At 72.9% G+C, this 25,704-nt stretch carries 21 protein-coding genes; 7 read left to right on the top strand and 14 right to left on the bottom strand.

The window, feature by feature from the left end:
• Window positions 1-162 precede the first annotated feature (162 nt).
• The gene (gene sph / locus EAO77_RS33045; RefSeq protein WP_147992001.1) at window positions 163-1,191 is read right to left on the bottom strand and encodes a sphingomyelin phosphodiesterase; all 1,029 of its coding nucleotides are present in this window, start codon (window positions 1,189-1,191) and stop codon (window positions 163-165) included.
• A 244-nt stretch (window positions 1,192-1,435) separates the two neighbouring features.
• Here sph and EAO77_RS33040 point away from each other — a divergent pair, with 244 nt between their 5' ends.
• On the top strand, window positions 1,436-2,341 hold the full coding sequence (locus EAO77_RS33040; RefSeq protein WP_261994252.1) for an ion transporter: 906 nt from the start codon (window positions 1,436-1,438) through the stop codon (window positions 2,339-2,341).
• 75 nt (window positions 2,342-2,416) lie between these two features.
• Window positions 2,417-3,286, top strand: coding sequence for an oxygenase MpaB family protein (locus tag EAO77_RS33035; RefSeq protein WP_147992000.1), 870 nt, complete (start codon window positions 2,417-2,419; stop codon window positions 3,284-3,286).
• A gap of 366 nt (window positions 3,287-3,652) precedes the next feature.
• Here the strand turns inward: EAO77_RS33035 and EAO77_RS33030 are convergent, their stop codons facing one another.
• The 4 genes from EAO77_RS33030 to EAO77_RS33015 form a co-directional block, all read right to left on the bottom strand.
• Complete coding sequence (locus EAO77_RS33030; RefSeq protein ID WP_147991999.1) at window positions 3,653-5,053, bottom strand: GH1 family beta-glucosidase; 1,401 nt, start codon at window positions 5,051-5,053, stop codon at window positions 3,653-3,655.
• A gap of 55 nt (window positions 5,054-5,108) precedes the next feature.
• Window positions 5,109-6,011 (bottom strand): carbohydrate ABC transporter permease, encoded by a 903-nt coding sequence (locus tag EAO77_RS33025; RefSeq protein ID WP_147991998.1) that lies wholly within the window; start codon window positions 6,009-6,011, stop codon window positions 5,109-5,111.
• Entirely contained in the window at window positions 6,008-6,955 is a 948-nt protein-coding gene (locus EAO77_RS33020; RefSeq protein ID WP_147991997.1) for a carbohydrate ABC transporter permease, read from the bottom strand. The genes EAO77_RS33025 and EAO77_RS33020 overlap by 4 nt, the downstream gene beginning before the upstream one ends.
• A 139-nt stretch (window positions 6,956-7,094) precedes the next feature.
• Window positions 7,095-8,396 (bottom strand): ABC transporter substrate-binding protein, encoded by a 1,302-nt coding sequence (locus tag EAO77_RS33015; RefSeq protein ID WP_147991996.1) that lies wholly within the window; start codon window positions 8,394-8,396, stop codon window positions 7,095-7,097.
• A 265-nt stretch (window positions 8,397-8,661) separates the two neighbouring features.
• Between EAO77_RS33015 and EAO77_RS33010 the strand changes: the two genes are divergently transcribed.
• Window positions 8,662-11,436 carry a glycosyl hydrolase gene (locus tag EAO77_RS33010; protein WP_147991995.1) on the top strand — a complete coding sequence of 925 codons (2,775 nt, stop codon included), beginning with the start codon at window positions 8,662-8,664 and terminating at the stop codon, window positions 11,434-11,436.
• A 67-nt stretch (window positions 11,437-11,503) separates the two neighbouring features.
• Here EAO77_RS33010 and EAO77_RS33005 read toward each other — a convergent pair whose 3' ends face one another.
• The 3 genes from EAO77_RS33005 to EAO77_RS32995 form a co-directional block, all read right to left on the bottom strand.
• On the bottom strand, window positions 11,504-12,529 hold the full coding sequence (locus EAO77_RS33005) for a LacI family DNA-binding transcriptional regulator (protein ID WP_147991994.1): 1,026 nt from the start codon (window positions 12,527-12,529) through the stop codon (window positions 11,504-11,506).
• 199 nt (window positions 12,530-12,728) lie between these two features.
• Window positions 12,729-13,280, bottom strand: a complete 552-nt coding sequence (locus EAO77_RS33000; protein ID WP_147991993.1) for a TetR/AcrR family transcriptional regulator — start codon at window positions 13,278-13,280, stop codon at window positions 12,729-12,731.
• An 11-nt stretch (window positions 13,281-13,291) separates the two neighbouring features.
• Window positions 13,292-13,870 (bottom strand): sugar O-acetyltransferase, encoded by a 579-nt coding sequence (locus EAO77_RS32995; protein WP_147991992.1) that lies wholly within the window; start codon window positions 13,868-13,870, stop codon window positions 13,292-13,294.
• 303 nt (window positions 13,871-14,173) lie between these two features.
• On the opposite strand from EAO77_RS32995, the gene EAO77_RS32990 reads away from it, so the two are divergent.
• Complete coding sequence (locus tag EAO77_RS32990; protein ID WP_410088744.1) at window positions 14,174-15,931, top strand: BCCT family transporter; 1,758 nt, start codon at window positions 14,174-14,176, stop codon at window positions 15,929-15,931.
• Window positions 15,932-16,019: 88 nt separating this feature from the next.
• Entirely contained in the window at window positions 16,020-17,660 is a 1,641-nt protein-coding gene (locus tag EAO77_RS32985; RefSeq protein WP_147991990.1) for an ABC-F family ATP-binding cassette domain-containing protein, read from the top strand.
• A gap of 60 nt (window positions 17,661-17,720) precedes the next feature.
• Here the strand turns inward: EAO77_RS32985 and EAO77_RS32980 are convergent, their stop codons facing one another.
• The 5 genes from EAO77_RS32980 to EAO77_RS32965 form a co-directional block, all read right to left on the bottom strand.
• Entirely contained in the window at window positions 17,721-18,005 is a 285-nt protein-coding gene (locus EAO77_RS32980) for a hypothetical protein (RefSeq protein ID WP_147991989.1), read from the bottom strand.
• The gene (locus tag EAO77_RS32975; RefSeq protein WP_147991988.1) at window positions 17,977-18,555 is read right to left on the bottom strand and encodes an RNA polymerase sigma factor; all 579 of its coding nucleotides are present in this window, start codon (window positions 18,553-18,555) and stop codon (window positions 17,977-17,979) included. The genes EAO77_RS32980 and EAO77_RS32975 overlap by 29 nt, the downstream gene beginning before the upstream one ends.
• 240 nt (window positions 18,556-18,795) lie before the next feature.
• Window positions 18,796-21,180 carry a Tex family protein gene (locus EAO77_RS32970; RefSeq protein ID WP_187283522.1) on the bottom strand — a complete coding sequence of 795 codons (2,385 nt, stop codon included), beginning with the start codon at window positions 21,178-21,180 and terminating at the stop codon, window positions 18,796-18,798.
• A gap of 171 nt (window positions 21,181-21,351) precedes the next feature.
• Window positions 21,352-21,486, bottom strand: coding sequence for an LPFR motif small protein (locus EAO77_RS40650; protein WP_261994251.1), 135 nt, complete (start codon window positions 21,484-21,486; stop codon window positions 21,352-21,354).
• Between the two features lie 562 nt (window positions 21,487-22,048).
• A complete protein-coding gene (locus EAO77_RS32965) occupies window positions 22,049-22,906 on the bottom strand; it encodes an SCO6745 family protein (protein WP_147991986.1) in 858 nt (285 codons plus the stop codon).
• Window positions 22,907-23,029: 123 nt separating this feature from the next.
• On the opposite strand from EAO77_RS32965, the gene EAO77_RS32960 reads away from it, so the two are divergent.
• Entirely contained in the window at window positions 23,030-23,995 is a 966-nt protein-coding gene (locus EAO77_RS32960; RefSeq protein ID WP_147991985.1) for a GlxA family transcriptional regulator, read from the top strand.
• Window positions 23,996-24,141: 146 nt separating this feature from the next.
• A complete protein-coding gene (locus EAO77_RS32955) occupies window positions 24,142-24,777 on the top strand; it encodes a DJ-1/PfpI family protein (protein WP_147991984.1) in 636 nt (211 codons plus the stop codon).
• Window positions 24,778-24,783: 6 nt separating this feature from the next.
• On the opposite strand, the gene EAO77_RS32950 is transcribed toward EAO77_RS32955, so the two are convergent.
• The gene (locus EAO77_RS32950; RefSeq protein WP_147991983.1) at window positions 24,784-25,626 is read right to left on the bottom strand and encodes an enoyl-CoA hydratase/isomerase family protein; all 843 of its coding nucleotides are present in this window, start codon (window positions 25,624-25,626) and stop codon (window positions 24,784-24,786) included.
• Window positions 25,627-25,704: the final 78 nt, after the last annotated feature.

Here is a 25,704-nt window from a genome sequence, read left to right as displayed (position 1 = left end):
GGTGGGGGCGATGTGGACTGGACCAGTCCGGAGTGCGGACTCAATGTGACATGGCCCTGACAGTCACACAAGGGTGCCGCCCGGCCGGGCGTGTCCGGCGCACGCCCCCGCCCCGCCCGCGAGGGCCGGACGGCCGGTGCGCCGGACACGGCCCCCGGGCGCCTATCGCGCCGAGGCGGTCACCGGGTAGTGGTCGCTGAAGTCCGTGTACGTAGAGGTGGTGCCCCAGCTGGACACCGACCAGGGCGCGCTCGGGGCCTTGATCACCTCATTGGTCCAGCCGGCCGGCCGCGCGTGCCCGGCGCGGTGCAGCACATGGTCCAGGTCCTCGCGCGGATCGTCCGGGTAGCGGTCCGCCGCGATCGAGTTGTCCCGGGTGTCGAACGAGTACGGATGCCCCGTCCGCGCGTCGGCGCCGGCGAGACCCGCGTCGGCGAGCATCGAAGCGTACTCGGGCGTGCGGGTGTCGACGTTGAAGTCACCCGCCACGATCACCTGTTCGGACGAGGGGATGCGCTTGCCGTCCAGGAAGGCGTCCATCGCCCGGAACTGACGGGAGCGCACCGCTGCCGCCTCGCCGGCCCCGCATCCCGGGTCGGTCGACTGCGCGTGCGTCCCGACGACGTGCACCCGGCTGCCGTTCACCTCGAGCACCGCGTACACGAAGCCCTTGTTGGAGTACCAGTCGGATCCGCAGGCGTCCTTGTAGACGTACTGCTCCTTGCGCACGATCGGCCACGCGCTGAGGACCGCCACACCGCCGTCCTCCGGCGTCAGAGCCGAGTACGCGCCGCCGGTCGCGTCCCACCCGCTCGTGGAGCGGCCCATCACCGGTGTCCGGTGGGGGTACTGGGCCGACGCGTTGCGGGCCAGCGCCTCCGACGCGGAGTTGTCGAACGCCTCCTGGAGCACGACCACGTCGTTGCCCTGGAAGAACGGCGCCCGGGGGATCTCGGCGGCCCGGTGGTCCTGGCCCCAGTTGGGGTAGAGCGTCCGGCTGAACAGGAACGCGTTGTACGTGAGCACCTTCAGCCGCGGGACCGGGGCGTCGGCCGCGGCGCCGGCGGACGGCGCCGCCGCGGCCAGGGCGCCGGTGACGAGCACCGCGGACAGGGCGGCACCGGCGAAGCGGCGCAGGGGGGAGGTCGGCACAGGATCTCCTGTCGGGATGTGGGGGTCCGGCCGCACCATCGGCCGGTGCCGCACATCAAAGCAGCAGAAGTTACCTTCAGGTAATAGGGAGATGCCGCTTTTCTTTCGCCCGGCGCAACGTTCGCGCCGCATCCACACAGCCCCTCGCTCGTCGCACAGACGTCCACCCCGTCCCCCTCCGGGTGGGCATGTCGGGCCCCCGCGTGTGCTCCGCCGGGCACACGGAAAGGCGTGGGCCAAGCTGATGCCGTTCACGCAGCTCAGAACAGTGGATTGGGTACCGATGAGTCTCGACAGCCCGGCGCTCGCCGTCATGACCGAGCGGCGCGCCCGCATCGCGGAACGCGCCGGCCGGGTGGTGGAGGCCGACTGGTTCTCGGCACTGGCGGTCGGGGCCATCGCGCTCAACGCCGCCCTGCTGGGCGCCGAGACCTACGCGGGCTTCGCCCGGGAGTGGCACACGGGACTGAAGCTGCTGGAGCACCTGCTGCTCGGCGCCTTCACCGTGGAGATCGCGCTGCGCGCCCTCGCCCACGCGGACCGGCCGGGGGACTTCTTCCGCAACCCCTGGAACGTCTTCGACCTGGCCGTGGTCCTCTGCGCGTTCCTGCCCTTCGTCAGCGAGAACACCACGATCCTGCGACTGCTGCGGCTCGCCAGGGTCATCCGCACCGCCCGCTTCCTGCCCCAGCTGCGCGTCATCATCACCGCGATCGGCAAGAGCGTCCCGGGCGCCGTCAGCTTCCTCATGGTCGGCACCCTGCTGCTGTACATGTACGCGATGCTCGGCTGGGCCGCGTTCGCCGCCGAGGACCCCGAGCACTACGGCTCGCTCGGCCGCGCCGCCCTCACCCTGTTCGTCCTGATGACCCTCGACGGACTGGGCGACGCGCTCTACGGCGGGCTGGCGATCTCGCCCTGGGCCGTCGTCTACTACGCCTCGTACGTGCTGCTCAGCTCCTTCCTGATGGTCAATCTGCTGATCGGCGTCGTGATCGACTCGCTCGCCCAGGCCAGGCAGCTCGACGAGGACCGGTACGCCCCCGCCGGGGACGCGGCACCGGCGGCCGTGGACGAGATCAGGGACAGGATCGCCGCGGCCCGCGCACAGCTGGAGGACCTGGAACACCTGCTGCCGCACGTCCCGCAGCAGCCGGAGGCGGTGGCGAAGGCCGGCCACCAGCCCTGAGGGACGGCGGCCGGGGGCCGGGTCGCATACTGAGGAGGCAGGCAGCACCGACTCCGACCACCCCGGGAGCACCAGATGAGCCCCGCTGCGGCATCCGTCGACCCGCCCCCGCCCGGCGGTGTGCTCTGGAGCCTCGCCGGCGACATCCGTGCCCTGCTGATGCTGCCCGCCGCGCTGACCATGCAGGTGGCCCACCCGGCGGTCGGCGCCGGTGTCGACGAGCACTCCGTCTTCCGCACCGACCCCTGGGGACGCGGCGAACGCTCGCTGCGCTCGCTCCAGCTGTGGATCTACGGCGGCGACGAGGCGGCGGCCGAGGGGCGGCGCCTGCGCGAGCTGCACCGCACCATCCAGGGGACCGATGCCCACGGGCGCCGCTACCACGCGCTCAGCCCGGAGCACTACTCCTGGGTGCACGCCACCGGCTTCCCGGTCTACCGCCACGGCGCGCGCTACCTCGTCCGCGAACTGACCGAGGCCGAGGAGCGAAAGCTCTACGCGGAATGGCTCCAGGTCGGCCGGATCCTCGGCATCCGCGACCGTGACATGCCCCGGAGCATCGAGGAGTTCTGGCCCTACTACCGCACGGTCCTCGCCGAACAGCTGGAGGCGACCGTCGTCGTCCGGGAGCTCGTCGACCCCGCTCAGCCGGTGCCCCCGCCCGACCGGGGGCCACTGGCACTGCGGTGGCTGCTGCGTGTCCTGTGGCCGGTGCTGCTGCCCCCGCTCGCCCGCTTCCGCCGCTTCATGACCATCGGTCTGATGCCGCCCGACGCCCGCGAGGCCATCGGCCTGCCCTGGACCGACGCGCAGGAGCGCCGGCTGCGCAGATTCGGCGCGGTCGTCCGCGTGGTGGTGCCCGCCCTCCCCGAACGCCTCCGCTACCTGCCCCTCGCCCGCACCGCCCGCCGCGCCGAACGCAGACGTGCCCGGTCCGGGGGCTGACCCCGCGACGATCCGTCCCTGTCCGACGCGCGCTCCCGGGGGCTCCCAGCCGCCCGCACGGGGCGGTGGGGCCGGCTCGCGGCCACCGGGATTCTCAGCCCGCCCGGCGGGCGGCCCCCGGGACTCTCAGCCCGCCCGGCGCGTGGCCCCCGGGATTCTCAGCCCGTCCGGCGCGTGGCCCCCGGGATTCTCAGCCCGTCCGGCGCGTGGCCCCCGGGATTCTCAGCCCGTCCGGCGCTTGAGGACACCGCGCGCAGCGSGGTGCCGCGCGTGCGGCTCGCAGGCGAAGCAACCTGCCCGCCCCGGCGCGGCGCGCCGCGCCCGCGCCGCGCACGCCGGTGGCCCGGTCGAGCGGCCCCCGGCCGCCTACCCGGCGAGCCCGCCGCGGGCGATGACCTCCGCGTACCAGCGCGCGCTGTCCTTGAACGTCCGCCGCTGGGTGGCGAAGTCGACGTGCACGATCCCGAAGCGCTTGCTGTAGCCGTACGCCCACTCGAAGTTGTCCAGCAGCGACCACAGGAAGTAGCCCCGGACGTCGGCCCCGTCCTCGATCGCCCGGTGGACCGCGGCGAGGTGCCCGTGCAGGTAGGCGACCCGCTCCGGGTCCTTCACCTCGCCCGACGGATCGGCGTAGTCGTCGTAGGCGGCGCCGTTCTCCGTGATCACCAGCGGCACGCCCGGCAGGTCGTCGCGCAGCCGGAGCAGCAGTTCGTGCAGCCCGTTGGCGTCCACGGGCCAGTCCATCGCGGTGCGCGGCCCCGGCGCGGGCAGGAAGCGCACGTGCTCCTCGGCGCCCGCCCACGGCGAGGGGCCGGCGGGCGAGGCGCCCGCGGCGACCACGGTGGGGGAGTAGTAGTTGATGCCGAGCGAGTCGATCGGCGCCGATGCCGTCTCCAGGTCGCCGTCGAGGACGAACGACCAGTCGGTCACCGCCGCCGTGTCCCGGACCAGGTCGTCCGGCAGGCTGCCGTTGAAGACGGGGTCGAGGAAGACCCGGTTGCCCACCGCGTCGATCCGGCGGGCCGCGTCCAGGTCCGCGGGCGTGTCCGTATGGGGGCGCACGGCGTGGAGGTTGAGCGTGAGCGAGACCTCCGAGCCCGGGGAGAGGGCGGCGCGCAGCGCCCCGGTCGCCAGCCCGTGCGCCAGGTTGAAGTGGTGCGCGGCGCGCAGGGAGGCGAGCGCGCTGGTGCGGCCCGGGGCGTGCACCCCGTTGCCGTAGCCGAGGAAGGCCGCGCACCACGGCTCGTTCAGGGTGGTCCAGGTGGCCACCCGGTCGCCCAGCGCACCGGCCATGATGGCCGCGTACTCGCCGAACCGCTGCGCGGTCTCGCGCTGCGGCCAGCCGCCGGCGTCCTCCAGTTCCTGGGGGAGGTCCCAGTGGTAGAGGGTGGCCACCGGCCGGATGCCGGCCTCCAGCAGCTCGTCGACGAGCCGCCGGTAGAAGTCCAGCCCCTTCTGCACGGCGGGCCCGCGGCCCGTGGGCTGCACCCGGGGCCAGGCGACCGAGAAGCGGTAGTCCGTGACACCGAGCCGCCGCATCAGCGCGATGTCCTCGCTCACCCGGTGGTAGTGGTCGGCCGCGATGTCACCCGTGTCACCGTTGCGGACCTTGCCCGGGGTGCGGCTGAACGTGTCCCAGATCGACGGGGTACGGCCGTCCTCGGCGGCGGCTCCCTCGATCTGGTACGCCGCGGTGGCCGTGCCCCAGCGGAAGTCCGCGGGGAAACGGTGCGTCGTCGTGTCGGGGCGTGCGTCGAGTGCGGTCATGAGGATGGAACTCCCAGGAGTGAGACGGTGGTGCCGGAATCGGGGACGGGCGGCGTCAGCCCTTGACCGCGCCCTGCATGATGCCGCCGACGATCTGCCGGCCCAGCAGGCCGAAGACCAGCAGCACCGGAAGGGTGCCGAGCAGGGTGCCCGCCATGATCACGGACTGGTCGTGGACGTAGCCGCCACCGAGCTGGCGCAGCGCGACCTGCACGGTCGGTTCGGAGGAGGTCAGGGCGACGATGGGCCAGAAGAAGTCGTTCCAGGCCGCCATGAAGGTCAGCAGGCCGAGCACGGCCATGCCGGGCCGGGCGACGGGCACCACGATCGACCAGAAGATCCTGGCCGTGGACGCGCCGTCGACCCGCGCCGCCTCGATGAGTTCGTCGGGCAGCGACTGCACGAGGTACTGCCGCATGAAGAACACGCCGAACGCGGAGACCAGGCCCGGCAGGATGACCGCCTGGAGCTGGTTCACCCACTGGAGCTCGGCGATCAGCATGAACAGGGGGATCACGCCCAGCTGCGGCGGGATCATCATGGTGCCGACGGTGACGGCCAGCAGGGCGCCCCGGCCCCGGAAGCGGAGCTTGGCGAAGGCGAAGCCGGCGAGGGTGCAGCAGAGCACCGTGCCCACCGTGATCGAGCCGGACACGATGAACGAGTTCACCAGCGCCTTGCCGATGTCGGCCTCCTCCATCACCGCCTCGAAGTTGCGGAAGAGGTTGGAGCCCGGCAGCAGCGAGGGCGGCACCTGGGCCAGATCGGCGTTGGAGCGGCTCGCCGCGACGATCGTCCAGTAGAACGGGAACGCGGAGATCAGCACGGCCACGATCAGGATGGCGTAGGCCAGCTTGCCGCCCTGCATGGTGCGGCCCGCGCGGGAGCGGGTCCGGCGCCGGCCGGGTGCGGGCGTCTCGGCCGGCTGCTTCACCGGCGGTTCGGCGAGCGTGGTCATCGGCCGGCCTCCTTGCGGGAACGGCGGCGCGCGATCAGGGCGTTAACCCCGACCAGCACCAGGATCAGCAGGAACATCACCCAGGCGATGGCGGCCGCGCGGCCCAGGTGGAAGAAGCCCCAGCCCTGCTCGTACATGTAGAGGCCGAGCGTCTGGTACTGGTGCGAGATGCCGCCCGAGATCGAGCCCTCGAAGAGCAGCGGCTCGCCGAAGAGCTGGGTCGCGCCGATCGTCGAGACGATGACGGTGAAGACGATCGTGGGCCGCAGCCCCGGCAGGGTGACGTGGAAGAACTGCCGCCACCGCGACGCCCCGTCCATCTCGGCCGCCTCGTACAGCTCGTTGGGGATGGACTGCATGCCGGCCAGGTAGATCAGCGCGTTGTAGCCCGTCCAGCGCCAGATGACGATGGTGGACACGGCGATCTGCGAGGCCACCGTGCCGGTCTGCCAGTCGATCGGGTCGATGCCGACCAGACCGATCACGTAGTTGATCAGCCCGAAGTCGCGTCCGAAGAGCTGGGCGAAGACCAGGGTGGCGGCGGCGACGGAGGTCGCGTAGGGGAGCAGCATCGCGGTGCGCATGAAGGTGCGGCCGCGCAGGCGGTAGTTGAGCAGGTGTGCGAGCCCCAGCGCCATCACCAGCTGCGGCACCGTGGAGAGCACCCCGATGGTGAACGTGTTGCGCAGCGAGGTCCAGAAGAACTCGTCGCCGAGCAGCGCGGTGTAGTTGTCGAGGCCCCGCCACTCCATGTCGCCCGGGGTCTGGAGCTCGACCCGGTACAGCGACACGAACGCCGTGTAGATCAGCGGGAAGAGCCCGAAGGCGGCGAACAGGGTGAAGAAGGGGGCGATGTAGGCGTACGGCGAGACCTTCTGCCACGCACGCCGCACGGCGGGCGGGCGGGGCGGCGAGATCGGCTTCGCGGGTGCGGTGAGGGTCACGGTGCGGCCCTTCGGGGGTGAGTCGGTGCCGGGCGGTGGGTGCCCGGGGCCCGCGCGGGACGGCGGCGGGCCCCGGGCTGCCCCGGGGCCGGTCCGGACGGCGGTCGCTGCCGCGTCCGCACCGGCCCCGGGGAGCGGGTCAGCCGATGGTGTTGTCGACGCCCTTCTTCGCGTTCGCCCACGCCTTGTCGGGGGCCAGGCCCTTGCGCTCGACCTCGCTCAGGGCGTTGGTGATCTGCTGGGCGACGTTCTGGTCGTGCACACCGAGCACCTGCACCGGAGCGGCCTTGGCCGCGTCACCGAAGATCTTTCCGATCGGGGCGCCGGAGAAGTACGGGTCCGTGGCCCCCGCGACCTTGTCGATCGCGCCCGTGGCCGACGGGAAGTTGCCCTGCTTCGAGAAGAGCTTGGCCTGCTGCTCGGGGGCGGTGAGCCAGGCGATCAGGTCGTAGGCCGCCTTCTTGTTCTTGGCCGCCTTGGGGACCGACAGGTACGAGCCGCCCCAGTTGCCGGCGCCGCCGGGCAGCGTGGCGATGTCCCACTTGCCCTTGCCGGCGTCACCGGCCTGGCCCTTGATGTAGCCGAGCATCCAGGCGGGGCAGGGGATGGTGGCGAAGGAACCCGCGGCGAAGGCCTGGTTCCACTGCGGCGACCACTGGTCGAGCTTGGCGCTCAGGTCGCTCTTCGCCGCCTCGACGGAGGTGTCCCAGGCGGTCTTCAGCGCGGGGTTGGTCTCCCAGATCAGCTTGCCGGAGGCGTCGTAGTAGCGCTCCTTCTCCTGCCCGATCATGATCGAGTAGAGGCTGCCGACGCTGTCCAGCCAGGTGCTCTTCGCGGGGGCCTTGGCCTTGTACTGCTTGCCCAGCTCCAGGTAGCCCTCCCAGGTCGACCACTTCTTCGCGAGTTCCTCGCGGTCGGTGGGGAGCCCGGCCTGCTCGAAGAGGTCGGTGCGGTAGCACATGGCCTCGGGGCCGACGTCGGTGCCGAGGCCGAGGACCTCGCCGTTCCTGCCGGTGGCCGCGGCCCACTTGGCCTCGGCGAACTGGCCCTTGAGCTTGTCGGCGCCGTACTTGGTGAGGTCCTCGAACTTGTCCGCCTGCTGCTGGGTGACGGAGGCGATCCGGCCGACCTCGATGCCCTGGACGTCGGCGAGACCGCCGCCGCCGGCGAGGCGGGTCTGGAGCGACTTCCAGTAGTCGGCCTCGTCCTGCGTGTCGGTCTGCTTGATCGTGATCTCCGGGTGGAGCTTCTGGTACTCCGCGTAGAGCCCGGCCTCCTTGTAGCCGAAGGATCCGAAGAGGTCGACGGTGAGCGTGACCTTTCCGCCCGCGCTGTCGGACGCGTCGTCCGACGAGCCTCCGCAGGCGGCGAGCAGGGCTCCGGCGAGCACGACCGCGCCCAGGCGGACGGTGGCCCTCTTGGCGGCTCGGGCGATGGGCATGGGAAGCCTCCCTTGGCTTCGGGGTGGAGCGAGAGCCTGAGAGCGCTCTCAAACATGCGACTGGAGCGTGCCTGCCCGGTGCACGCTCCGTCAAGACTCGAAGACATAACGGGTTGGACTCGGGGCCAAATCCCTTCTGTGTCCCATCTATTGACACCTACGTTTCAGGAGTTTTACGTTTCCGGCCATCTGAGAGCGCTCTCGAAAGCTCCCGGACCCGCGCTGAGACACCCCATATCCGTCGTGATGACACGAGGTGCCCTTCATGCCAGCCCCCCGCAACAGACCGGCCGCCGTGCTGGTCCTGGCCACCGCCCTGGCCGCCGTCGGACTCGGTCCGGCCGCCGCCCCGGCAGCCGCCGCCACCGTCCCCGTAGGCTCCGGCAGCTACTCCGACACCCGGCCCGCCGGCACGTCCGGCCCCACCACCAACACCGGTGCGCCGGTCAGCCCCAAGGTCACCGCCGCCGCCCAGGGCAAGCCGGTGCCCACCAACGACTGGTGGTCCTCCCTCGCCTTCCAGCGCTACGGCGACAACCCGTACTCCACCCCGATGTACGGCCACCCCCTCACCTACCAGGCCGTCTCCGGCGGACTGGAGATCGGCTACCCGACGTCCCCCGCGATCGTCGGCGACGGCCGCCAGTACGAGTACGCCCACAAGAGGGACCTCACCCTCGGCCTGAGCGGGCTCAACTCGCCCGACACCAAGGCCGACGCCTGGTCCGACTGGACCGTCACGCCCTACTGGTCCGACGGCACCCGCACCCTGCGCACCACCATCGGCCACGGCATGCCGTTCGTGTACGCCAAGGGCTCCGGCGGCAACGCCCAGATCACCACCGCGTCCGCGCCCGCGGTCTTCTCCGACCAGGGCAACGTCCTCGGCATCACGGTCGGCGGCCACCACTACGCCCTCTTCGCACCCACCGGCAGCGACTGGAACGTCTCCGGCTCCACCGTCACCGCCGGCCTCGGCGGCAAGGACTACTTCTCCGTCGCCGTGCTCCCCTCCACCGACGCGCTGGCCACCTACCGCAAGTACGCGTTCAGCTTCGTCACCGGCTCCACCGTGAACTGGAGCAGCAGCGGCGGCACCGTGCGCGCCACCTACAGCCTCACCACCGAGGCCAAGGAGGGCACCGAGCGCGGCACCCTCCAGGCCCTCTACCGCCACCAGTGGCTCAACACCACCGACGCGCTGACCCCGTACACCTACGTGTCACCGCGCGGCACCATGAAGGTGCGCGAGTCGGCCTCCTTCAGCACCGCGCAGAAGGCGTCCGCCGTGCTGCCCGGGCTCCCGCGGACGAACGCCGTGGACACCGCCCGCCTGCGGGGCTACCTGAACGAGGTCGCGAACTCCTCCGACCCGTTCTCCGGGGCCGTCGACACCTACTGGACGGGCAAGGCGCTCGGCAAGCTCGCGCAGCTCGTGCCGCTGGCCGACCAGATCGGCGAGGGCGCGATCCGCGACAAGCTCATCGGGCTCATCAAGGGCCGCCTCCAGGACTGGTTCACCGCGGGCGGCGCCAACGAGTTCTCCTACGACACGGTCTGGAAGACCCTCACCGGCTACCCGGCCTCCTACGGCAGCGACACCGAGCTCAACGACCACCACTTCCACTACAGCTACTACGTCTACGCCGCCGCGATCGTCGCCCAGTACGACCAGGCGTGGGCCGCCGACTCCGCCTGGGGCGGCATGGTCAAGACCCTGATCCGCGACACCGCCAACGCCTCCCGCACCGACGGCGCCTACCCCTTCCTGCGCGGCTTCGACGTCTACGCCGGACACAGCTGGGCCTCCGGCCACCAGGGCTTCGCCGCCGGCAACAACCAGGAGTCCTCCTCCGAGTCGACCAACCTCAGCGCCGCGCTGGTGCTCTGGGGCTCGGCCACCGGTGACAACGGGGTACGCGACCTGGGCAGCTACCTCCTCACCACCGAGGCCGAGGCGATCGCCCAGTACTGGTTCGACGCCGACGAGCAGGTCTTCCCGTCGTCCTTCGGCCATGACACGGTCGGCATGGTGTGGGGCAGCGGCGGCGCCTACGCCACCTGGTGGACGGCCAACCCCGAGGAGATCCACGGCATCAACGTCCTGCCGGTGACCGGCGGCTCCCTGCACCTCGGCGGCGAGAAGGCGGCCATCCGCCGCAACATCGCCGAGATGGAACGCGAGAACGGCGGCCCGGCCGTCGAATGGCGCGACATCCTCTGGGAGTTCCAGTCGTTCGCCGACCCCGCCACCGCCAAGTCCAAGTGGGACGCGGGCAACGCCTCGTACACCCCCGAGGCGGGCGAGTCCAAGGCGCACACCTACCACTGGATCACCACGCTCGACACGCTCGGAGCCCCCGACGCCACCGTGACCGGGGACATCCCCACCTCGGCCGTCTTCACCAAGGGCACCGCGCGCACCTACGCCGCGCACAACTACGGCTCCACCGCCCGGACCGTCACCTTCTCCGACGGCAAGACCCTCTCGGTGCCCGCCCGTTCGACCGCGACCGGCACCGGCACCGGCGGCGGCACCGACCCCGACCCCGATCCCCCGACCGGCAACACCTTCCAGCTGCGCTCCGGCGGCACGCTGACCACCGCGACCGGCGGCACCGCCGGCAGCGACACCATCGCCTCGGCCGGCGGCGTCAACCGCGACGGCACCCCGTACCAGCCGCTGGTCTACACGATCCGCGGCGTCAACGGCACCCTCACCCAGGGCGCGTCCACGTCCTTCCGGCTCCAGGTGGACGCGGGCACCGCGGTCGGTCTCGGCCAGCAGGCCAGGATCAGCTACGACCTCACCGGCGACGGGACCTTCGACCGGACGGAGACGTACCACTACTTCGCCACCGACCCCGTGACCGGCTGGGAGGAGTACGCCCAGTCCCGCGGCCTCAAGTCGGCCACCGGAACCCTGGGCAACCTCACGAACGGTACCGTCCGGCTGGAGGTGTGGAGCGCCATCGGCAACGCGTCCGCGAAGCTCCAGACCGGCACCGACCGCTCGGTGCTGGTGATCCCCTACAGCTAGGGCGCGTGTGTGCCGTGCGCGGCGCACCACCGCAGTCCCCCCACAGGGAGAGCGGCGGGCATCGGCATCAGGCCGATGCCCGCCGTACCAGTGCGGTGGGGGTGATGACGGAGGCGGGCGCCGGGCCGCCGGAGCCGTCCAGCAGCCGCATCAGCAGCTTCACCATCAGCCGGCCCATGCCCTCGATGTCCTGGTGGACGCTGGTCAGCGCCGGAACGGTCGACATGACGACGGACGCCATGTCGTCGAAGCCGACCACCGCGACGTCCTCGGGGACCCGTACGCCCCGGTCCCGCAGGGTGCGCAGGGCGCCGGAGGCCATCAGGTCGTTGGAGACGAACACCCCGTCGACGTCCGGGCGGCGGTCCAGCAGCTCGGCCATCGCGCGGGCGCCGCTCTCCTCGGTGAAGTCGCCGTGGACCATCAGCGCCGGGTCGGCGCCGATCAGCACGTCGTGGTAGCCGTCGACCCGGTCGAGCGCGGCCATCAGATCGCGTGGCCCCGCGATGTGCGCGATGTTCCTGCGGCCGAGGGAGACGAGGTGCCGCACGGCCTCGCGGGCGCCGCCGCGGTTGTCGCAGTCGACGTACGGCACCCCGAGGGCCTGGCCGGTGAGCGAGCGCCCGCCGAACACGGTCGGGATGCGGGCGCGGTCGATCAGCGCGGGCAGCTCGTCGTCGTTGTGCAGGGAGAAGGCGAGTGCCCCGTCCACATGGCCGCCGCCCAGGTAGCGCGCGATCCGGTCGTGGTCGGCCGGTCCCTCCACCCAGAGCAGGACCAGCTGGGAGTCGTGGGCGGTCAGCTCTCGGCTGATGCCGCGCACCTGCTGCTCGAAGAACGGGTCGGAGAAGATCCGGAACTCGGGCTCGGCGATGATCACGGCGACGGCGCCGTTGCGCCGGGTCACCAGGGAGCGGGCCGCGTGGTTGGGCACGTAGCCCAGCTCCTCGACCGCCTGGCGCACCTTGTCGACCAGCGGCGCACGCACGCCCGCGCCCCCGTTCACCACCCGTGACGCCGTGGCCCGGGAGACGCCGGCGCGAGCGGCGACGGCTTCCAGCGTGGGGCGTGGCCCCGTGATCGGCTCGGGCAAGGCGGGCGCTCCTCGTCTGGTGCACTTCCGGTCGGCGATACGGTCCTGGGCAAGGATATCCGGCGTCCGACGGGTCCTGAGAGCGCTTCCAAGCGAGGGTGGGCCGCCCGGTGCGAGGAGATGTCCGGCAGCGGGGGTGCCCGGCCGGCGCCCCCGTCAGGTGGGGCGCCGACCGGGCGGCCGGAGGCGGCGGGAGCCGTCAGCTCCCGCCGGGTGCGGTGATCCGCGCGACCGCCTCCGCGGTCAGGGCCGGATCGTGGGGTTCGGTGTCGAGCGCCTGGTGCAGGGACATGCCCTCGATCAGGGCGTCGAGCCTGCGGGCCGTCGCCGGGTCGAAGTGCCGTTCCAGGGCGTCCCGGCTGCTGCGCATCCAGGCCCGCGTCAGCTCCCGGAAGACGGGCCTGCGCGCCGCGAGGGTGTACAGCTCGTGGGTGAGCACGAGGTTGCGCTGCCCGCCCTCGCCCAGTTCGTGGATGAGCGCCGTGACGGCCGCCCGCGCCTCGTCGGGAGTCGCCGCGGCCCCGAGCCGTTGTGCGAACAGGGCCGCGACGCCGCCCGAGAAGCGCGTGAACGCCTCCCGCAGCAGCTCGTCCATGCTCGTGAAGTGGTACGTCATCGACCCCAGCGGCACGCCCGCGCGGGCGGCGACCTTGCGGTGCGAGGTGCCCGCCACACCCTCCTCCGCGATCAGGTCCAGGGCGGCACCGATGATCCGCTCACGCCGCTCGGGGTCCGCCTGTCCTGTCGCCATGGTCCGAAAGCCTAGAGCTCGCGGATCACACGGGCCGGGTTGCCGACGGCGACCACGTTCGCGGGCACGTCCCGGGTGACCACGGCGCCCGCGCCGATGACGCTGTTGTCGCCGATGGTCACACCGGGCAGCACGATCGCGCCGCCGCCGAGCCACACGTTGTCCCCGATGGTGATCGGCCGCGCCGCCTCCAGCTTGTCGCGCCGGGGCTGCGGCTCCAGGGGGTGGGTGGGGGTGAGCAGCTGGACGTTCGGCCCGATCTGGCAGTCCTTGCCGATGGTGATCGGGGCGACGTCGAGCGCGGTGAGGTTGACGTTGACGAACGTCCTCTCGCCGACGCTGATCCGGGATCCGTAGTCGACGAAGAGCGGCGGCCTGATGTGCGCGCCGGCGCCGAGCTCCCCGATCAGCTCCTCGATGATCGGCTGCGCGGCGCCGGCGTCCTCGGTGTACGCGGCCTGGTACGCGGCGGCCAGCCGCACGGCCCGCTGTGCCTCGCGCGCGATCTCGGGGTCGTCGGCGATGTAGGGGTCGCCGGCGAGCATGCGTTCGTGATGCGTCCGGGGGTCGCCGGCGAAGTAGTCCGTCATGCGTACGACCGTACACCATGAAGTGTACGGTCGTACGCATCCGCTCGGGGCCGGCCGGTGACGGGCGCACCCCCGCCGTGCGCGGGTGTCCTCGAGCGCCGCGCGGGCCGGAGTTGCCGGGGCCCTGCGCGGGTGGGTGCGGCGTGTCCGGAGCGCCCCGGCGGAGGCGGGTGCTGCACCCGGACGGCACAAGACGGACGGGTAGTGCGACCTGCGCCAGCCTGTTGAGCAGGGCGGCTGGCACTTCCTGTGGTAGGGGGTAGCGGAGGGCGAAAGAAGGTTCCCTCAGAACCCCCGTGAAAGGTGCCGCCAGTGCCGCAGGACGAAGAGGAACGGGCAGGCCGTGGAGAGCTGTCGGTGACGGCCGATCTCCCCGAGCCTCCCCATGAGAGCGGCCGTCCGAGCACCGACCGCGTGGTCTTCGGCGTGGCGGCCGTGCTCACGCTCGCCTTCGTGCTGTGGGGCGCCATCGCCACCGACACGCTGGAGGACGTGTCGGACAGCATGCTCAGCGGTCTGATCCACAACGGCGGCTGGGCCTTCGTGCTCGCCGCCTCGGGCTTCGTCGTCTTCGCGCTCTGGCTCGCCATCAGCCGCTACGGACGGATCAGGCTGGGCCAGGAGAACGAGGAACCCGAGTTCCGCACCGTGTCCTGGATCGCGATGATGTTCAGCGCGGGCATGGGCATCGGCCTGATGTTCTTCGGCGTCAGCGAACCACTGGCCCACTTCACCACCCCGCCGCCCGGCACCTCGCCCCAGGACGCCGCCGAGGCCATGGAGACCGCCATGGCCACCACGCTGTTCCACTGGACGCTGCACCCCTGGGCGATCTACGCGGTCGTCGGACTCGCCATCGCCTACGCGTCCTACCGCCGCCGCCGCAGGCAGACCATCAGCGCGGTCTTCACGCCGCTCATCGGCGAGCGCAACGTCAACGGGGCCTTCGGCCGGGTGATCGACATCCTGGCGATCCTGGCGACGCTCTTCGGCTCGGCCGCCTCGCTCGGCCTCGGCGCCCTGCAGATCGGCAGCGGCTTCACCGAACTCGACTGGATGGACAAGGTCAGCACCAGCCTGCTCGTCGGCATCATCGCCGTGCTGACCCTGGCGTTCGTCGCGTCGGCGGTCTCCGGGGTCGAGAAGGGCATCCAGTGGCTGTCCAACACCAACATGGTGCTGGCGCTGGTGCTCGCCCTGTTCGTCTTCGTCGCCGGTCCCACCATCATCATCCTGGACCTGCTGCCGACCTCCATCGCCGCCTACCTCGGCGACCTGCCGGACCTGGCGGGACGCACCGAGGCCAGCAGCGGCGAGGGCGTCGCCGAGTGGCTCGGCAGCTGGACGGTCTTCTACTGGGCCTGGTGGATCTCCTGGACGCCGTTCGTCGGCATGTTCATCGCGCGGATCAGCCGCGGCCGGACGATCCGTCAGTTCGTCGGCGGCGTCATCCTGGTGCCGAGCACCGTCAGCCTCTTCTGGTTCGCCATCTTCGGCGGCTCGGCCATGACGCTCCAGGACGACGACCGGCTTCCCGACGAGTCGACGCCCGAGGGCCAGCTCTTCGCCGTGCTGCAGGAGTTCCCGATCGCCACCGTGATGAGCATCCTCGTGATGGTCCTCGTGGGCATCTTCTTCGTCTCCGGGGCGGACGCCGCCTCCATCGTCATGGGCACCCTGTCGCAGCGCGGCTCCTTCGAACCGGCGAAGCTCGTCGTCGTGTTCTGGGGCGTCGTCACCGGCGCCGTCGCGGCGATCATGCTGCTCATCGGCAACGGCAAGGGCGACGCGCTGGCCGGACTGCAGAATCTGACCATCCTGGTGGCCGCGCCCTTTGTGCTGGTGATGATCGGGATGTGCGTGGCCCTCATGCGCGACCTGCGGCACGACCCGCTGATCGTGCGGGGGGAGATCGGCACCGAGGCCGTCGAGTCCGCGGTGATCGCGGGCCACGAGCACTACGACGGCGACTTCGAGATCCGGATCGGGCCCGGCTCCGGCGAGGAGACGCAGCCCGGCGCATCCGGCCCGCCGTCCGGGCCGCCGGCAGGCACCTCCTGAGCCACCGGTCCACCGCGCACGGCCGGCCCCCGAGGGGGCCGGCCGTGCCGCTGCGCCCACCCGGGCGCTCGGTACACTGCACCCCCTGATGACTGCAACCCTCGTCGCCAAGGAACTCGCCGCCGGGCACGGCGACCGCACGCTGTTCGCCGGACTCGACCTCGTCGTCGCACCCGGTGACGTGATCGGTCTCGTCGGTGTCAACGGGGCGGGCAAGTCCACCCTCCTGCGGCTGCTGGCCGGACTCGACCGGCCCGAGCACGGCGAACTGCGGCTCTCGCCGCCCACCGCCACCGTCGGACACCTCCCGCAGGAGCCCGAGCGCCGGCCGGACGAGACCGTACGCGCCTTCCTCGCCCGCCGCACCGGCGTCGCGGCCGCCCAGGAAGCCATGGACGCGGCGACCCAGGGCCTCGTCGACGGCACCCCCGGCGCGGACGACGCGTACGCCGTCAGCCTGGAGCGCTGGCTCGACCTCGGCGGCGCGGACCTCGACGAACGCGCCGAGGAGGTCGCCGGCGGCCTCGGCCTCACCGTCGGCCTCGACGCGCCCATGACGTCCCTGTCCGGCGGCCAGGCCGCCCGTGCCGGCCTCGCCTCGCTGCTGCTGTCCCGCTACGACGTCTTCCTGCTCGACGAGCCGACCAACGACCTCGACCTCGACGGACTGGAGCGGCTGGAGTCGTTCGTCCGCGGGCTGCGGGCCGGCACGGTCGTGGTCAGCCACGACCGCGAGTTCCTCACCCGCACCGTCACCAAGGTCCTCGAACTGGACCTCGCCCAGCAGGAGATCACCCTCTACGGCGGCGGCTACGCGGCCTACCTCGAGGAACGCGAGACCGCCCGCCGGCACGCCCGCGAGGAGTACGAGGAGTTCGCCGACAAGCGGGCCGCCCTGGAGGGCCGCGCCCAGATGCAGCGCTCCTGGATGGACAAGGGCGTGAAGAACGCCCGGCGCAAGGCGACCGACAACGACAAGATCGGCCGCAAGTTCCGCAGCGAGGCGAGCGAGAAGCAGGCCGCGAAGGCCCGCCAGACCCAGCGCATGATCGAACGCCTCGACACCGTCGAGGAGCCCCGCAAGGAGTGGGAACTGCGGATGGAGATCGCCGCCGCGCCCCGGTCCGGCTCGGTGGTGGCCACGCTGCGCGAGGCCGAGGTCACCCGCGGGGACTTCCGCTTCGGCCCGGTGTCGCTGCAGATCGACTGGGCGGACCGGGTGGCCGTCACCGGCGCCAACGGCGCCGGCAAGTCCACTCTCCTCGCGGCGCTCCTCGGCCGCCTTCCCCTGGACGCCGGACACGCCTCGCTCGGCTCCGGCGTGGTCGTCGGGGAGGTGGACCAGGCGCGCAGGCTGTTCTTCGGCACCCAATCACTGCTGGACGCCTTCTGCGCGGCCGTTCCCGACACCGAGCCCGCCGAGGTGCGCACCCTGCTCGCCAAGTTCGGCCTGAAGGCCGGCCATGTGATGCGCCCGGCGACCACCCTCTCCCCGGGTGAGCGCACCCGCGCGGCGCTCGCGCTGCTCCAGGGCCGCGGGGTCAATCTCCTCGTCCTCGACGAGCCGACGAACCACCTCGACCTGCCCGCCATCGAGCAGCTGGAGTCGGCCCTCGCCGCCTACACCGGCACGCTGCTGCTGGTCACCCACGACCGCCGCATGCTGGACGCGGTGCACACCACCCGGCGCATCGAGGTGACCGACGGCAAGGCGGTCGAGCACCGGTAGGGCCCCGCGTCCGGATCGGGGGCACACGAGCCCGCCGGATCCGGACGCAGGGACCCGGCTCTACGGGTGCCCCCGGTCCGCGACGGTCAGTGTGCACCGGTCGCCGTCGCAGGCACGCCGCAGCCGGCCCCGGGAGACGGTCTGCATCAGTCCGACGGCCCAGCACACGGGGCAGCCGCGCAGTGCCAGCAGCCCCACCGGCAGGAGCAGCAGGCCGACCGGGCCGGCGAGGGGAAGCAACGCCACCGATCCGATCAGGCCGCCGAAGCCGATCACACCCCGCACCAGATGGCGGGGCAGGGAGGAACTCGCGAAGTCAGGGCCGCCGGCCCCGGTCGTCGTCATGGCTGTCTCCTGACGCAGGTTCGGTCGTGGCACGGAGGGACTGCCGCACCGCACCACGGGCACGGTGCAGCCGCGATTTCATCGCCGCGGTACTGAGGCCGAACATCTCGGCGACCACGGGGCCGCTGTGGCCCCGGACGTCCCGCATGATCAGCACGTCCCGCTGCCCGGCGGGCAGAGCGGCGACGGCGGCCGCCACCCTGCCCGCCTCGATGCGTTCCAGGGCCACGTCCTCGGCCGAGCCCACGGCGCCGTCCGGCAGGGGCGCGTCGGCTCGCATCGTGCGGGCGCGCCGCAGGCACTCGTTGCGGACGATGCGGAACATCCACGACGCCAGCGCCCCGGACGCCCTGAGCATCCCGATCCTGCGGTAGAGGATGATCAGGGCCTCCTGCGCGGCGTCCTCGGCGTCCTCGGGCGTGGCGCAGAGCGAGCGGGCGAAGCGCCGGACGTTCGGGTGCGAACCCGACACCAGCGCGGTGATCGCCTCGACGTCGCCGCGCTGCGCGGCGGTGATCAGCTCCTCGCCCGGCCAGGACGGGTCAGCCACGGGCCTGCCTCCGCCTGCGCAGGACGACGTAGCTGCAGGTGCAGAGCACCACGGCTCCGGCAGCGATGGCGATTCCCATGATCATGACGGCCTCCTGGTCCCGTTCCGACGTCTGTCGGCATCCATAGGAGGCGCGGGGACGCCGAAAGGATTCGGCGCCGCCCGGAAAACGTCGTCCGCCGTGTGAACCGGCCGGCCCCGGTACGGACGCCCGGGGCGGTCCGTACCGGGGGAGCGGCCTCAGCCGCGCCGCTTGTCCCGGGCGCCGGGGTCGAGCAGCCCGGCCTTGCGCAGGGCGTCCGCCATGGCGCTGTTCGCGGGCGCCGCGGCCGGGCGACCCCCGCCGCTGCCGCCGCCGGTGCCGCCACGCCGCTCCCGGCCGCCGCCCTGGCGCTGCTGCGGGGGCCTGCCGCCCCGCTCGCGCCGGGGGCCGCCCTGGCCGGGTTCCTGCGCCACGGCCTCGTCGTCGAGCCGCAGGGTGAGCGAGATCCGCTTGCGCGGGATGTCGACCTCCTGCACCTTCACCCGCACCACGTCGCCCGGCTTCACCACGTCCCGCGGGTCCTTGACGAACGTCCTGGACATCGCCGAGACGTGCACCAGACCGTCCTGGTGGACCCCGACGTCGACGAACGCGCCGAAGGCGGCCACGTTGGTGACCACGCCCTCCAGGACCATGCCCGGCTCGAGGTCGCCGATCTTCTCCACCCCCTCCTTGAAGGTGGCGGTCCGGAACGCCGGCCGCGGGTCACGGCCCGGCTTCTCCAGCTCGCGCAGGATGTCCGTGACGGTGGGCAGCCCGAAGGTGTCGTCCACGAAGTCGTCCGGCCGCAGCGACCGCAGCACCGAGGTGTTGCCGATCAGGGAGGCGACCTCGCCGCCGCCCGCCTTCACCATGCGCCGCACCACCGGATAGGCCTCCGGGTGCACGCTGGAGGTGTCCAGCGGGTCGTCGCCGCCGCGGATCCGCAGGAAGCCCGCGCACTGCTCGTACGCCTTGGGGCCGAGCCTGGCCACGTCCTTCAGCGCCCTGCGGGAACGGAAGGGCCCGTTGGCGTCGCGGTGCGCGACGATGTTCTCGGCGAGCCCGGTGCCGATGCCCGAGACCCGCGACAGCAGGGGCGCGGAGGCGGTGTTGACGTCGACGCCGACGCCGTTCACACAGTCCTCGACCACGGCGTCGAGCGAGCGGGAGAGCTTCACCTCCGAGAGGTCGTGCTGGTACTGGCCGACCCCGATCGACTTCGGGTCGATCTTCACCAGTTCGGCCAGCGGGTCCTGCAGCCGGCGCGCGATGGAGACCGCGCCGCGCAGCGAGACGTCGAGATCCGGCAGTTCCTGCGAGGCGAACGCGGACGCCGAGTACACCGAGGCGCCCGCCTCCGACACCATGACCTTGGTGAGCTTCAGCTCCGGGTGCCGGGCGATCAGGTCGCCCGCGAGCTTGTCCGTCTCCCGCGACGCGGTGCCGTTGCCGATGGCGACCAGCTCGACCGCGTGCTCCTCGGCGAGCCGGGCCAGCTTGGCCAGGGACTCGTCCCACCGGTTCGCCGGGACGTGGGGATGGATGACGTCGGTCGCCACGACCTTGCCGGTGGCGTCGACGACGGCCACCTTCACACCGGTGCGGAAACCGGGGTCGAGTCCGAGCGTGGCCCGCGTGCCGGCCGGGGCGGCCAGCAGCAGGTCGCGCAGGTTCGCCGCGAAGACGCGGACCGCCTCGTCCTCGGCCGCCGTGCGCAGCCGCAGCCGCAGGTCGATGCCGAGGTGGACGAGGATCCGGGTGCGCCAGGCCCAGCGGACGGTGTCACCCAGCCACTTGTCGCCGGGGCGTCCGCGCTGGGCGACACCGAAGCGGGCCGCGATGGTGCTCTCGTAGGAGGACGGGCCCTCGACCGCCTCCTCCGGCTCCAGCACCAGGTCGAGGGCGTCCTCCTTCTCGCCCCTGAGCAGGGCGAGGACCCGGTGCGAGGGGAGCTGCGCGAAGCCCTCGGAGAAGTCGAAGTAGTCGGAGAACTTCGCGCCCGCCTCCTCCTTGCCCTCCCGCACCTTCGAGACCAGCCGGCCCCGCGTCCACATGCGCTCGCGCAGTTCGCCGATGAGGTCGGCGTCCTCGGAGAAGCGCTCCGTCAGGATCGCGCGCGCGCCGTCCAGCGCCGCGGCCGGATCGGCGACGCCCCGCTCCGCGTCCACGAAGGCCGCCGCGGCCGCGAGGGGCTCCACGGACGGGTCGCCGAGCAGGCCGTCCGCCAGCGGTTCGAGCCCCGCCTCACGGGCGATCTGCGCCTTGGTGCGCCGCTTGGGCTTGAAGGGCAGATAGATGTCCTCCAGGCGCGCCTTGGTGTCCGCCGCCCGGATCTGCGCCTCCAGCGCGTCGGTCAGCTTGCCCTGCTCGCGGACGGACTCCAGGACGGACGCACGGCGCTCCTCCAGCTCCCGCAGATAGCGCAGCCGCTCCTCCAGCGTGCGCAGCTGCGCGTCGTCGAGCATCTCCGTCGCTTCCTTGCGGTAGCGGGCGATGAACGGAACGGTCGAGCCGCCGTCCAGCAGCTCGACGGCCGCCCTGACCTGCCGCTCCCGTACGCCGAGTTCCTCGGCGATCCTGCCTTCGATGGACGTCGTCACGTTCCCCGACTCGCCTTCTCGCGCTGGCTGTGCATGAGCCTGCATTCTGCCGGGTGGGCGGTCGCCGTGTCGCGCGAGGCCCCTGGCATGTCCGGCCCGGCGCCCGCACACACGAGCGGGCCCCGACCACCGGGTCGGTGGTCGGGGCCCGCTCCTGTCCGCCGGGGGCGGTCACACCCGGCGAGCGCGTCCTGAGCCCCGGGATGCTCCGCCGAACAGCTTGGCGAGCAGCCGGAAGGGCAGCGTCACCACCGTGGCCAGGGCCGAGCCGACGGTGCGCAGCGCGTCTGCGATGGCGCGGAACATGGTCCCACCTCCTGTGCCGTAATCGTCCTGGTGCGGATAGCCACTCCCGCCGCGATCAAACGTCCGACCTGGCCCCGAAGGGCGCGGTCCGGCTGCCACCGGGTGGGTGCGTGGGGTTTCCGGCGCGGCGGCGCAAGCCCTCCGCCGGGCTGTCGGCGGGCCCGGACGCGGGCTGTCCGGTCCGGCTACGGGCGCGCCGTCCGCATCCGCATCCGCCGGCCGGGGCGAGGGGCCGGTCGACCCGGCAGCGGACGCCCGTCCGCTCCCGCCGGGTCCGGGCAGGTGCTGCGCGGCCCGGCCGGGAGTGCGACCAGCCGCCTCCCGCCGGGTCCGGACGCGGGCTGTCGGCGGGCCCGGGCACGAGCGCCCGGTCCGCCTCCCGCCGGGCCCGGCGCGGGCTGTCCGGTCCGGCTACGAGCGCCCTCCCCAGCCAGCCGCCGGGTCCGGACGCGGGCTGTTCGGCGGGCCCGGGCACGAGCGCCCTCCCCGGCCTGCCGCCGGGTCCGGACGCGCGCGCCTCGGCCCCCGGCCCCCGCCGTGAACGCCCCAGGGCGACGGCCGGTCAGCCGGTGGCGTCCTTGGGGAAGGCGCCCGCCGCGAACGCCGTCAGCAGGAAGCCGCGGCCCAGTTCCGTCAGCCGCTCGACCGCTTCCGCGCCCAGGTGCTCGTACGGGGCGAGGTCCATGCGGTCCGTGTGCTCCTCGACCTCGGCGCGCAGCGCCGTGCCTGCGTCCGTCAGCGCGCCTTCCGCGTCGAGCAGGCCGCGTGAGCGCAGCCGGTCCTGGGCGGCCTCCCAGTCCGCGCGCCGCCAGCCCCGCGTGGCGAGGATCCAGCGCGGGGCCATGCCCTTGCCCGTCGCGGTGTGGCTCACCAGGGCCTCCAGCGGGTCGAGCCCGGCGTGCAGCAGCGCCGCGAGGTGGGCGTCACCGCGGTGCTCGCGCAGCAGCGTCGCCGCGTGCCAGTAGGCGAGGTGCGGCGCGTCGGGCACGGGCAGGTCGGCGTGCGCGGCGTACAGGGGCTTGGCGTGCGGGGTGCACGCCTCGGTGGCGCGCAGCGCGAGAGCGGCGGCCTCGGCGAGCTCCGGGGAGGCGACGACCTCCTCGCCCAGCAGACGCCGCAGCGTCGTGTCGGCGGCGCGCAGGCGCGCGTCGAGCACCGCGGCGGGCTCCGCCGTCTCCCAGACGGCGGGCACGAAACGGGCGACCAGCTCGGGGTTGAAGTTGTAGAACGTGGCCGCGACGGTGCCCGCCCCGACGGCGCCCATCGCCGCGGAGCGCGCCGCGAAGTACACGGCGTTGGGGTCCTCCAGGCCGAGGGCGCCCAGCTCGGTGCCCAGGTCGGGGGAGAAGTAGACCGTCGAGTGCAGCGGGTTGAGCGCGTTGTGGCAGCGGCGTCCGGCGCGCGGGGGAAGAGGGCTCATGGGGGCACGTTACCGACTGGTTGGTACGTGGGTACAGGCCGGGCCCGGCATCGGCACGTGATGGCAGGAAAGGTGGGATCCCCGTCATTGCGGCCGTCCCGCGGCGGCCACCAGGATGGGGCCATGCCGGAGCGAACCGTCCTCGTCGTCCTCTTCGACGGAGTGCAGAGCCTCGACGTCACGGGACCGCTGGAGGTGTTCACCGGGGCGGCGAAGGCCGCGGGTGCCCCGAGCGCGTACACCGTGCGCACCGCGGCCCTCGGCGGCGAGCCCGTCCGCACCTCCAGCGGGCTCACCGTGGTGCCGGACCTCGCCCTCGCCGACGCGCCGCGCCCGCACACCCTCGTCGTCCCCGGCGGCGAGGGCACCCGGGGGCCCGACGACCGGCTCGTCGCCTGGCTGCGGGCGCACGGACCCGGCGCCGCGCGTCTCGTCTCGGTCTGCACCGGCGCACTGCTGCTCGCCGAGGCCGGGCTGCTCGACGGCCGCCGGGCGACCACCCACTGGTCCGTCTGCGAGCACTTCGCCCGCGCCTACCCGCGGATCGACGTCGACCCCGACCCGATCTACGTGCGGGACGGCCGGGTGTCCACCTCCGCCGGCGTGACGGCAGGCATCGATCTGGCCCTGGCCCTCGTGGAGGAGGACCTCGGGCGGGACGTGGCGCTGACGGTCGCCCGCCACCTGGTCGTCTTCCTGCGGCGGCCGGGCAACCAGGCGCAGTTCAGCGCCCAGCTCGCCGCCCAGACCGCCCGCCGCGACCCGCTGCGCGAGGTCCAGCACTGGGTGACCGAGCATCCCGGCGCCGACCTGTCGGTGGAGGCCCTGGCCGGACGCGCGGCCCTGTCGCCACGTCACTTCGCCCGCGCCTTCCGGGCCGAGACCGGCACGACGCCGGGCCGCTACGTCGAACGCGTGCGGCTCGAACACGCCCGCCGGCTTCTGGAGGACACCGCCGACGCCGTCGCCCACGTCTCCCGTTCCTGCGGGTACGGCACCCCGGAGGCCATGCGCCGCGCCTTCCTGAAGTCCCTCGGGGTCGGCCCCGCCGAGTACCGCCGCCGCTTCCGGACCGCCCCGCACTCCTGACCGCCCCGCACTCCTTACCGCCCTGGCGCCTCCCCGCCCGGCCCCGCCTCCCGGTCGTGTCCCCGGGCGGGGTGCCCGGCACGCCCCGCGAACCGCCCTGCTCCCGCGCGCCGTCCGCGTGCCCCGCCTCACCTGAAGGAGACACCATGCAGATCGCCGTGCCGCTGTTCGACCGCTTCACCGCGCTCGACGCCGTCGGGCCCTACGAGATGCTGTGCCGGCTGCCCGGCAGCGAGGTCGTGTTCGTCGCGGACGAGACGGGTCCGGTCACCAACGACCGCGGCGACCTCTCGCTCGTCGCCACCGCGTCCTACGACGCGGTTCCCCGCCCGGACGTCGTGGTCGTCCCCGGCGGCCCCGGTCAGAGCGCCCGCATGGACGACGAGGCGCTGCTGGGCTGGCTGCGCACGGCGGACGCGAGCACCACCTGGACGACCTCGGTGTGCACCGGCTCCCTGCTGCTCGGCGCGGCCGGGCTGCTGAAGGGACGCGAGGCGACCACGCACTGGCTCGCCCTCGGCGTCCTCGCCTCGCTCGGCGCGCGGCCCACCGGCCGCCGGGTGGTCACCGACGGGAAGTACGTCACCGCCGCCGGGGTCTCGTCCGGCATCGACATGGGCCTCACCCTCGTCGGCAGGATCGCCGGCGACGAACATGCCCGGGCCGTGCAGCTGCTGACCGAGTACGACCCCCAGCCGCCCTACGACGCGGGTGCCCCCGGGAAGGCGCCCGCCCATCTGGTCGAGGAGTTCCGCACCCGGAGCCGCTTCCTCCTGACGTAGTCCGGCTCAGTCGACGGCCGGCGACGGCGGCGGTGTCCAGGTGAAGCGCGGCGCGCGGCGCTCCAGGAAGGCGGCGACCCCCTCCGCGGTGTCGCCGCTGCCGCGTGCCTGGTCCCGCCAGTACGCCTCCCGGTCGGCGCGCCCCGCGGTGAACTCCTTGGCGGCGCACTGCGTCAGCTGCGAGCGGGTGGTGAGGATCCGGGTGAACTCCGCCGCACGCGGGCCCAGTTCGGCTTCCGGCAGCACCTCGTCCACCAGGCCGGTGCGCAGCGCCCGTGCCGCGTCGATCAACTCGCCGGAGAAGAGCAGGTACTTGGCGGCGGCCGGCCCCACCAGCGAAGCCAGTCTGCGGGTGGACGCCGCCGGGTAGACGATGCCGAGCTTCGCCGGAGTCACCCCGAAGCGCGCGTCGTCCGCGGCGAACCGCAGGTCGCAGGCGGCGGCCAGCTGTGCGCCCCCGCCGACGCAGAAGCCCCGGACGACGGCGAGCGTCGGCTTCGGGAACGCGGCGAGGGCCTCCTCCGCGCTCTGTGCGAGGGTCTGCGGGTCGTCGCCGTGCGGCGCGGGAGTCTGCGCCTCGTCGCCGTTGCGGGCGGCGGCCCGCGCCGCGCCGCCGGGATCGCGCAGCGAGCCGATGTCGGCCCCGGCGCAGAACGTCCCGCCCTCGCCGGTCAGGATCAGGGCGTGCACCGCCGGATCGGCGGCGAGGCCGGCGAGGACCCCCGGGACGGCCCGCCACATCCCCGCGGTCATCGCGTTGCGCTTGGCCGGGTTGCTGATGACGACGGTGGCGACGCCGTCCGCGACGGTGTGCGCCAGATGCGGCTGCGGGTACTCGGGCGGCTCCATGCGGCGGATGCTATCCGGGGCCCGTCGCCGCCGGTCGTGCCGGGTGTGCGGCCGTGCTGCGCACCCGCCGGGCGGCGC

The sequence above is a fragment of the Streptomyces sp. T39 genome (genome assembly GCF_008042045.1).
Lineage (GTDB): Bacteria > Actinomycetota > Actinomycetes > Streptomycetales > Streptomycetaceae > Streptomyces.
The sequence above is the reverse complement of the archived record's forward strand: the minus strand, read 5'-3'. Positions and strand labels throughout refer to the sequence as shown.

What these genes read in the sequence shown, in the direction of transcription:
- EAO77_RS32980 (WP_147991989.1), bottom strand. Translation starts at nt 18,005, where the DNA reads ATGACGACGACCGGGGCCGGCGGCCCTGACTTCGCGAGTTCCTCCCTG.
- EAO77_RS32965 (WP_147991986.1), bottom strand. Translation starts at nt 22,906, where the DNA reads ATGAGCCCTCTTCCCCCGCGCGCCGGACGCCGCTGCCACAACGCGCTC.
- EAO77_RS32960 (WP_147991985.1), top strand. Translation starts at nt 23,030, where the DNA reads ATGCCGGAGCGAACCGTCCTCGTCGTCCTCTTCGACGGAGTGCAGAGC.
- EAO77_RS32985 (WP_147991990.1), top strand. Translation starts at nt 16,020, where the DNA reads ATGACTGCAACCCTCGTCGCCAAGGAACTCGCCGCCGGGCACGGCGAC.
- EAO77_RS40650 (WP_261994251.1), bottom strand. Translation starts at nt 21,486, where the DNA reads ATGTTCCGCGCCATCGCAGACGCGCTGCGCACCGTCGGCTCGGCCCTG.
- EAO77_RS32955 (WP_147991984.1), top strand. Translation starts at nt 24,142, where the DNA reads ATGCAGATCGCCGTGCCGCTGTTCGACCGCTTCACCGCGCTCGACGCC.
- EAO77_RS32950 (WP_147991983.1), bottom strand. Translation starts at nt 25,626, where the DNA reads ATGGAGCCGCCCGAGTACCCGCAGCCGCATCTGGCGCACACCGTCGCG.
- EAO77_RS32995 (WP_147991992.1), bottom strand. Translation starts at nt 13,870, where the DNA reads ATGACGGACTACTTCGCCGGCGACCCCCGGACGCATCACGAACGCATG.
- EAO77_RS33010 (WP_147991995.1), top strand. Translation starts at nt 8,662, where the DNA reads ATGCCAGCCCCCCGCAACAGACCGGCCGCCGTGCTGGTCCTGGCCACC.
- EAO77_RS33000 (WP_147991993.1), bottom strand. Translation starts at nt 13,280, where the DNA reads ATGGCGACAGGACAGGCGGACCCCGAGCGGCGTGAGCGGATCATCGGT.
- EAO77_RS33040 (WP_261994252.1), top strand. Translation starts at nt 1,436, where the DNA reads ATGAGTCTCGACAGCCCGGCGCTCGCCGTCATGACCGAGCGGCGCGCC.
- EAO77_RS33015 (WP_147991996.1), bottom strand. Translation starts at nt 8,396, where the DNA reads ATGCCCATCGCCCGAGCCGCCAAGAGGGCCACCGTCCGCCTGGGCGCG.
- EAO77_RS33035 (WP_147992000.1), top strand. Translation starts at nt 2,417, where the DNA reads ATGAGCCCCGCTGCGGCATCCGTCGACCCGCCCCCGCCCGGCGGTGTG.
- EAO77_RS33025 (WP_147991998.1), bottom strand. Translation starts at nt 6,011, where the DNA reads ATGACCACGCTCGCCGAACCGCCGGTGAAGCAGCCGGCCGAGACGCCC.
- sph (WP_147992001.1), bottom strand. Translation starts at nt 1,191, where the DNA reads ATGGTGCGGCCGGACCCCCACATCCCGACAGGAGATCCTGTGCCGACC.
- EAO77_RS33030 (WP_147991999.1), bottom strand. Translation starts at nt 5,053, where the DNA reads ATGACCGCACTCGACGCACGCCCCGACACGACGACGCACCGTTTCCCC.